This window comes from Algoriphagus sp. PAP.12 (assembly GCF_026652115.1).
In the GTDB taxonomy this organism is placed as follows: domain Bacteria; phylum Bacteroidota; class Bacteroidia; order Cytophagales; family Cyclobacteriaceae; genus Algoriphagus.
This window is the reverse complement of record NZ_JAPPSQ010000022.1, coordinates 50,639-58,527: the sequence shown is the minus strand read 5'-3', so window position 1 is coordinate 58,527 and position 7,889 is coordinate 50,639. Positions and strand designations below refer to the sequence as shown.

The window sequence follows — 7,889 nt, the reverse complement described above, 5'->3', positions numbered from 1 at the left end:
GAAAAGGCCTTCGGGCCTTTTTTTAATGGCTAATGCAAACCTTTGAATCAGACCAGTTTTGATAAACAAGAAAATTTAACATCTGACTTTATCTACAATACTAAAAAAATAAAACTTTGATATTTAAGCTTATTTAGAAGTATTTCTCAACTATTCCAGTCAATTCCTGTCCCGGCACGTTGAGAATATGTGGATAAAAAAAGGAGGCCTCAAGGTCGATAAAGAATGGAATTTGCTTAATATTGAGATTAAATTTTAAACACAACCATGGGAAAAATAATTGCGATAGCCAATCAGAAAGGAGGAGTTGGAAAAACAACAACCGCCATGAATCTGGCAGCCAGTTTAGCAGTTCTGGAGCATAAAACCCTGGTTATTGATGCCGATCCACAAGCTAATACAACTTCTGGTGTTGGACATGACCCTAAATCAATCTCTACAAGCATTTATGAATGCATGGTAGATGGGATAGATGTAAAGGAAATCATCCTAAAGACTGAAATAGAAAATCTTGATTTGGTACCTTCACATATTGACTTGGTAGGTGCTGAGGTCGAGATGATCAATATGGATAATCGAGAAGAAAAAATGAAAGAAGTCATTACACCTTTGAAGGATGATTATGACTTTATTATCATTGACTGCTCCCCTTCTTTGGGCTTGATTACCATCAACGCATTAACAGCTGCTAATTCGGTAATTATACCCGTTCAATGTGAGTATTTTGCATTGGAGGGTTTGGGTAAATTGCTCAATACAATAAAAATTATCCAGACTCGTTTGAATCCAGACTTGGAAATAGAAGGAATCTTACTTACAATGTATGACGTGAGATTGCGATTGTCCAATCAAGTGGTAGAAGAAGTGAAAGTTCACTTTAAAAATATGGTGTTCGACACCATCATCCCTCGAAATGTAAGGCTATCTGAAGCACCGAGTTTCGGGATGCCTGCAATTGCTTTCGATGCTGATGGAAAAGGAGCTGTCGCTTATTTAAATTTGGCCAGTGAAATCGCACAGAAAAATGGCCTTCAAAAAGTAAATTCATAACATGGCTGATCAAAAACCTACCCGGAAAAAATCTGCCCTAGGAAGAGGGCTAGGCGCTTTATTGGAAGACAGCCCTGCCAAGAATAGTACAAAAACAGAAGAAATTCTTCCTGAAGTAGTTAAAACTGGAATCTTCGAAATTAAACTAGAAGAAATCCAGGTTAACCCATATCAACCAAGGACTCATTTTGATAAAGATGCTTTGGCAGAACTTGCTGAATCCATCAAAGTTCAAGGGATCATTCAGCCTATCACCGTCAGAAAACTGGATCAGAATGAATATCAGTTGATATCTGGTGAAAGAAGATTCCAAGCTTCCAAAATTGCAGGGCTGGAGAAAATTCCTGCGTACGTAAGGACTGCTAATGACCAGCAAATGCTGGAAATGGCATTGATTGAGAACATTCAGAGGGAAAACCTGAATGCATTGGAAATTGCCCATTCTTATCAGCGCCTTTTGGCAGAGTGTGATTTGAAGCAAGAACAGCTCGGGGACAGAGTCGGTAAAAACAGAACCACTGTCAACAATTACCTAAGACTCCTCAAATTACCTCCTACAATCCAAGCCGCGATCAGAGATCAACAGATCTCCATGGGGCATGCCAGAGCTTTGATCAACATCGAAGATGTAGAAAAACAGTTGGCTATCTTCAAAAAGGCTGTTGAGGAAGAACTAAGCGTAAGGAAAGTAGAAGCTTTGGTAAAAGCGTTGAATGAGGGTAAACCAGAGAAAAAATCTGAACCAAATCTGGATCCTGTTCGGAAATATGAAATGAACAAAATCCAGCAGAGACTGGCTTCTCATTTTGGAACCAAAGTCAACCTTAAAGCGAACGATAAAAATAAGGGTGAGATTAAAATCCCTTTCACATCAGCTTCAGATCTAAATAGGATTCTTGAAATCCTTGAAATCATTTAATCTTGAAACCAACAAAACAACATTTCTTAGCGAAAAGCAAAGCCCCATGGATTTCCTTGGGACTTTTGTTTTTTGGTTTATTGCTGTTTCAACCGGTTTTAGCTCAAAATGAGGCAGAGGTAAAGACTGAAAAGATTAAAAAGAAGGAAGAAAAGCCTGATTATTCTTCTCTTCCTAAGGATCCGAGGAAAGCAACGCTCCTCTCAGCCATTTTGCCAGGCGCAGGACAAGTTTATAATGGCAAAGCATGGAAAGTACCTATCCTCTACGCAGGATTCATTACAGACATTTATTTCATTGGATTCAACAATAAGCGATACCAAGTTTTCAGAGAAGCTTTATTCGCTTATGACGATGGTGACACGAATGCTTTTCCCAACTTAAATAGAGAAGCTCTGGTGAGGAATGTAGACTATTGGAGGAGTAATAGAGATCTCACTATCCTATTAATGGCAGGGATTTATGCATTAAATATTATTGATGCCAATGTTGATGCACATCTATCTGGTTTTGATATCTCAGAAGACTTAGCTTTGGGCTTTGAACCAAATTTCGGTTCATTTTCTGCCCAAAATCAACAGATGGGACTAACTTTAAAATTAAAATTCAAATAATGAACATATTACTATTGGGCTATGGAAAAATGGGCCATCTGATCGGACAGATCGCTGAATCAAGAGGACATAGCCTTGCAGGAAAAATTAATATCGACAACAGATCAGAGTTGGATCAACTAGACGCATCCCAAATCGATGCTGCGATTGAATTTAGCCAACCTGAAGCTGCTGTTGAAAACATCAAATGGTGCCTTGAAAACGGAATCCCTATTTTATCCGGCACGACTGGCTGGCTAGAAAAAAAGCCTGAACTAGATGTCCTAACTGCAGAAAAAAACGGAGCTTTCTTTTATGCTTCCAATTATAGCATCGGGGTTAATATCTTTTTCAAAGTCAATGAGTTTTTAGCCAAACTCATGAATGAGACAACCGGGTACACTGCAAGCATCGAAGAAATTCACCATACTGCAAAGAAAGATGCACCATCAGGCACCGCTATCACTTTGGCGGAAGGAATTATTGACAATAAAGCTGATTTTAAAGATTGGTATTTGACCGGAGAAATGGACGGAAGCGAACAATCACTTCCAATCACCTCTAAAAGAATTGATCCGGCCCCTGGTACTCATATCATTAGATATCAATCTGAAATAGACGATATTGAAATCTCCCATACAGCCCATAGCAGACAGGGGTTTGCCCTTGGCGCAGTTTTGGTGGCGGAATGGATCCAAGGCAAAAAAGGAGTCCTTTCCATGAATGATTTCCTTTCTTTTTGAACCTTAAACTCATGAGTAAGACAAAACAAAAAAAATCGGCAGCACGGGAGTGGATTGACGCATTGGTATTTGCGGTTGTTGCGGCAAGTTTGATCCGATGGTTGCTTTTAGAGCCCTTTACTATTCCAACTGCCTCCATGGAAAAAACCCTTCTAGTGGGTGATTTCCTTTTCGTAAGTAAAATGCATTACGGAACCAGGATTCCTAAAACTCCACTCCAGGTACCATTGACTCATCAAAAAGTGTGGGGGACAGAAATACCATCTTATTCTGATGCAATACAGCTTCCTTATTATAGACTTCCTGGTTTTTCGGATGTTGAAAGAAACGATGTGGTAGTATTTAATTATCCGGTTGAATTTCAGTATCCAAACGACCTGAAAACGAATTATATCAAAAGGGCTGTTGGTGTACCAGGTGATGTAATTGAAATTAAAGATGGGAATCTCTCAATCTCTGGTCAACCAGCTTTGAAACCTGAGGAAATGCAGTACTCTTATGACGTCTTGACCAACCGTCCTTTAAACCTTGACTTTTTCAAAGACTACGGAATTGGACAGGAGGATTATTTTGCATTCTCTGACGGATCAGGTTATTGGGTTTTTGCGACGGATGAAATCATAGCACGGCTTGAGGCTTCTCCAGTGGTAACCAAAGTTGCCAAGAGAATCATGCCTCCAGGTGGAGAAGATCGAATTTTCCCAGAAGCTTATGCCTCCAAATGGAATAGAGACCAATATGGACCACTAACTGTCCCAGGTGAAGGTTGGACAATCGAAATGACTCCAGATAATGTAGATCGCTACGGCTTTACAATCCTTCATTATGAAGGTCATGATCAAGTAGAAGTAAAAGGTCAAGAGCTTTTTATAGCTGGACAAAAAGTAGACAGTTATACTTTCCAACAAGATTATTATTTCATGATGGGAGACAATAGACATGATTCTTTGGACTCACGCTATTGGGGCTTTGTCCCAGAAGATCACATTGTAGGAAAAGCGTGGTTCTTATGGCTTTCCCTTGACAAGTACGAATCGATGTTTAGCAAAATAAGATGGAGCAGAATTTTCAAAGGAATTAATTAAATAAAACAAAAGGCTGTCAAAATGATGTGCCTTTTGTTTTTACCAGACAATTGGATCTATCCCTTTCGAGCTCAAATACTCATTGGCTTTTGAAAAATGTCTGCAACCTAAAAAACCCCTATGAGCCGAAAGAGGACTTGGATGAGGAGCTTTTAAAATCAAATGCTTATTCGAATCTATCAGATCCGCTTTCTTTTGAGCATATGCACCCCAAAGCAAAAACACAACATCTTCTCTCTCTTGGCTAATACTGCGAATCACAGAATCAGTGAATTCTTCCCAACCTTTTTTCTGATGTGAGCCGGCCTGATGCGCTCTCACTGTCAATGTGGCGTTTAGCAAAAACACACCCTGCTTTGCCCATCTGCTCAAGTCCCCATTTGGAGGCATATCCTTCCCCAGATCTGCTTTAATTTCTTTGAAAATATTCATTAAACTTGGCGGAAAGGGAACTCCAGGTTTTACAGAAAATGACAATCCGTGTGCTTGGCCATCGCCATGATATGGGTCTTGTCCCAAAATCACAACTTTAACCTGATCAACAGGACAGTAATCAAAAGCATTGAAAATATCTTTACCTGGAGGAAAAACTTTTCCTTTGGAATATTCGTCCTTCACAAAGGCTACTAAATTTTGAAAATAAGGCTGGTCGAAAGTTGTACCTAAAATCTCTTTCCAACTTTCTTCAATTTTGACATCCATTTATATTATATTGATATTCAAAGAATTCGTTGTATATTTGCTAACTTTTAAGATGATATCATGGTAACAGCTATCACCAACGGGATAGAAGTAAGCGTAGAAGTAACTTATCAGGCTGAGTTCTCGAGCCCTTTACAGCACCATTACGTTTTTACCTACAAAGTAACCATTCAAAACAAAAGTACTCATACTGTTCAACTTTTAAGAAGAAAATGGGTGATATCCGATGCCGCTGAAACCACTAAAATCGTAGAGGGTGATGGCGTAGTTGGGCAACAGCCAATTTTGGAACCTGGACAATCTCACAGTTATGTTTCTGGTTGCAATTTGAAATCTGGTATGGGTAAAATGAGAGGCTCATATAGCATGCAAAAGCTATTTGATGGCAAAAATATAGAGGTTACCGTCCCAGAATTTCAGATGATTGCCAATATTTTTCATAATTAATCTTGGGTTCAAAATCTCACCCCTTCTTTTCCTATCTAAATCACTGGCTTCTCAAACAAGATCGCCATTCATTACAAAGTCCAAAAGTCTTTCAACTATTTGAGGGTCTAAAGGCATTTTCAGAGGTTAAAAAAGAACAAGATCTTGATATAGAGGATATCCGAATTAATTTCCTTCATGACAATCGTGAAATAGAAATATTGGATTTGGGCGCTGGATCAAAGAAAGTCCCCGGAATGCATCGAAAAATCTCAAGGGTAACCAAGTATTCTACTTCATCTAGAAAATTCAATCAACTGTACCAATACTTCGCTAGTTTAACTCCCACTAACACAATTCTTGAATTAGGAACTTGCATGGGGCTAAATGCTCGATACTTGAGCAAAGTCTGCAAAGGGAAGGTTTATACTTTTGAGGGATCAAAGGAGCTGGCTAAGGTTGCATTTGAGAAGGATTTACCAGAAAACATCACCCCTATAATTGGCCCCATTGAAACTAATCTTCCGGATTTTTTAGAAGAAATTTCGCCAATTGACTTTGCATTGATCGATGCAAACCATACCTATGAGGGGACAGTCAATTATTTTCAAAACCTGGTAAAACACACCCATTCCAAAAGCATAATAGCTGTAGGCGATATACATTGGTCAAAAGGTATGGAAAAAGCTTGGAAGGAAATCAAAGAGCACACCCTAGTAAAGTTGACTTTAGATTTTTATGAATGCGGAATCGTATTCTTTGACTACCCAGCTGAAAAATCACATTTCATCTTAGACTATTAAAGGGCTAACTCAAAGAACAATTCGGTTCCTTTCCTGGCAGGAATTGAATTGATACATGGCTCTAACTTTTTTATAATAAAATGCTCTGAAAAAAGCTTTTTGTATTCTATTATTTCTCCACCAAAAGGAGGGCCTTCCCTTTGGAATTCGATCCCAAATAAAACACCTACCAATCTCCCTTTTGAAGAAAGTAGAGTTTTCATTTTTTTACAATATTCTTCTCTCCTATTTGGAGAAAGAGCACAAAAGAAAGTTTGCTCCAAAACAAGATCATAAGAACCATCATGCTCAAAAAAGTCTTCATGCAAAATATTACCCTCAGGAAAGTCCGGGTAGCTTTCCCTAAACTTTGTTAAAGGGTATTCACTGAAATCTAAAATATGAGTGTTTTTATAGCCCTGAGCGAAAGCATAGGCCGCCTCATAGGCATTTCCCGCACCTGGTATCAAGATTGAAAGATCTTTGTCCCCAATTTGGTCTAAATATTGCACTATCGGAGTTGATGGATAACCAATGTCCCAGCCAGTATAGCCTTGCTCATATCTTCTGGTCCAATATTTTTCATCAAAGTCAAACATCATAAAGCCCTATTGATTAAGAAATGAACTCCAATTTTGAAAAAGATTCCGAACCAAAAAAAGATCAGGGAAAGAATATCATCATTATCGTCCTTGTCCTTTTGGTGATCATCAGTGGTATCAAGCTCTATACTGACTATGTAGACAGGACCAAGAAAACTGAGGAAATTCTTTTACTTTCTACCGAAAACAATGAGCTAAATCAGAGGTTGGATTCTGTTGCCTACCAATTGAACCTAAGAATTCAAGAAATTGAAAAATTGGGCGGAGACATTGAGTCACTTGAGCAAGTAAGAGATCAATTGATCGCTGAAAGAAACTCTGCAAAACAAAGAAGCGCCTCTGAAATCGCAGCTTTGAACCAAAAGATCAACAGCTATTCTGGGTTGATAGAGCAAAAAGACCAAGAAATATTAGAATTGAGGGCGATGAATCAGCAGTTGTATGCAGAAAACCAGGACCTGAAATCAACCCAGGCTCAGATTGAGGAAGAAGTAGCTCAGCTAAATCTTCAAAAAGAAGACCTTCAGGAAAAAGTAAATGTAGCTTCCATGCTTAAAGCTGAGAACATTGAAATATCAGCGATCAATTCTAGAGGAAAAGAAAGAGTAGAAACCACCAAGGATTTCCGTAACAGACAAATTGAACGAATTAAGGTAAGTTTCAACCTTGCTGACAACAAAGTCGCAGAAAAAGGTCCTAGAAACGTATATGTTCAAATCCTTGCTCCAAGCACTCAACCAATATTTGATGTAGCGAAAGGCTCGGGAACATTTATGGTAGATGGCGCAGAGCTATTTTATACTGTAAAGCAGGATATTATTTTTGACAACTCTGGAGAAACCCTGACTTTTTTCTATGAAAAAGGGTCGGACTATGTTTCAGGAGAGCATGAAGTAAGGATCTTTGTAGACAATTACCAAGTGGGTACTCAATCCTTCAGCGTCAAATAACATTAAGAAATCTTATATTTGAAGCCTCTTCTATTTA

General features: G+C 38.7%; 10 protein-coding genes. 8 read left to right on the top strand and 2 right to left on the bottom strand.

Going from position 1 to position 7,889, the window contains the following annotated elements; all coding sequences use genetic code 11:
- The first annotated feature begins 267 nt into the window (after positions 1-267).
- Genes O0V13_RS19205 through lepB form a run of 5 tightly spaced genes read left to right on the top strand, consistent with a single transcriptional unit; the run spans position 268 to position 4,390 of the window.
- Complete coding sequence (locus O0V13_RS19205; RefSeq protein WP_268036623.1) at positions 268-1,050, top strand: ParA family protein; 783 nt, start codon at positions 268-270, stop codon at positions 1,048-1,050.
- 1 nt (position 1,051) lies between these two features.
- Positions 1,052-1,969, top strand: a complete 918-nt coding sequence (locus tag O0V13_RS19200; RefSeq protein WP_268036622.1) for a ParB/RepB/Spo0J family partition protein — start codon at positions 1,052-1,054, stop codon at positions 1,967-1,969.
- A gap of 2 nt (positions 1,970-1,971) precedes the next feature.
- Entirely contained in the window at positions 1,972-2,583 is a 612-nt protein-coding gene (locus tag O0V13_RS19195; protein WP_326492750.1) for a DUF5683 domain-containing protein, read from the top strand.
- A complete protein-coding gene (gene dapB, locus O0V13_RS19190) occupies positions 2,583-3,305 on the top strand; it encodes a 4-hydroxy-tetrahydrodipicolinate reductase (protein ID WP_268036621.1) in 723 nt (240 codons plus the stop codon). The genes O0V13_RS19195 and dapB overlap by 1 nt, the downstream gene beginning before the upstream one ends.
- 11 nt (positions 3,306-3,316) lie before the next feature.
- Complete coding sequence (gene lepB, locus O0V13_RS19185) at positions 3,317-4,390, top strand: signal peptidase I (protein WP_268036620.1); 1,074 nt, start codon at positions 3,317-3,319, stop codon at positions 4,388-4,390.
- Between the two features lie 39 nt (positions 4,391-4,429).
- On the opposite strand, the gene ung is transcribed toward lepB, so the two are convergent.
- Positions 4,430-5,092: a uracil-DNA glycosylase gene (ung, locus tag O0V13_RS19180; RefSeq protein WP_268036619.1), complete on the bottom strand. Its 663-nt coding sequence runs from the start codon at positions 5,090-5,092 to the stop codon at positions 4,430-4,432.
- Between the two features lie 60 nt (positions 5,093-5,152).
- On the opposite strand from ung, the gene apaG reads away from it, so the two are divergent.
- Both apaG and O0V13_RS19170 read left to right on the top strand, forming a co-directional pair.
- The gene (gene apaG, locus O0V13_RS19175; protein WP_268036618.1) at positions 5,153-5,539 is read left to right on the top strand and encodes a Co2+/Mg2+ efflux protein ApaG; all 387 of its coding nucleotides are present in this window, start codon (positions 5,153-5,155) and stop codon (positions 5,537-5,539) included.
- 2 nt (positions 5,540-5,541) lie between these two features.
- A complete protein-coding gene (locus O0V13_RS19170) occupies positions 5,542-6,321 on the top strand; it encodes an O-methyltransferase (protein WP_268036617.1) in 780 nt (259 codons plus the stop codon).
- Here the strand turns inward: O0V13_RS19170 and O0V13_RS19165 are convergent.
- Positions 6,318-6,902, bottom strand: a complete 585-nt coding sequence (locus tag O0V13_RS19165) for a methyltransferase domain-containing protein (RefSeq protein WP_326492749.1) — start codon at positions 6,900-6,902, stop codon at positions 6,318-6,320. The two genes, O0V13_RS19170 and O0V13_RS19165, sit on opposite strands and share 4 nt — an antisense overlap.
- A 20-nt stretch (positions 6,903-6,922) precedes the next feature.
- On the opposite strand from O0V13_RS19165, the gene O0V13_RS19160 reads away from it, so the two are divergent.
- Positions 6,923-7,852, top strand: a complete 930-nt coding sequence (locus tag O0V13_RS19160) for a hypothetical protein (protein WP_268036616.1) — start codon at positions 6,923-6,925, stop codon at positions 7,850-7,852.
- Positions 7,853-7,889: the final 37 nt, after the last annotated feature.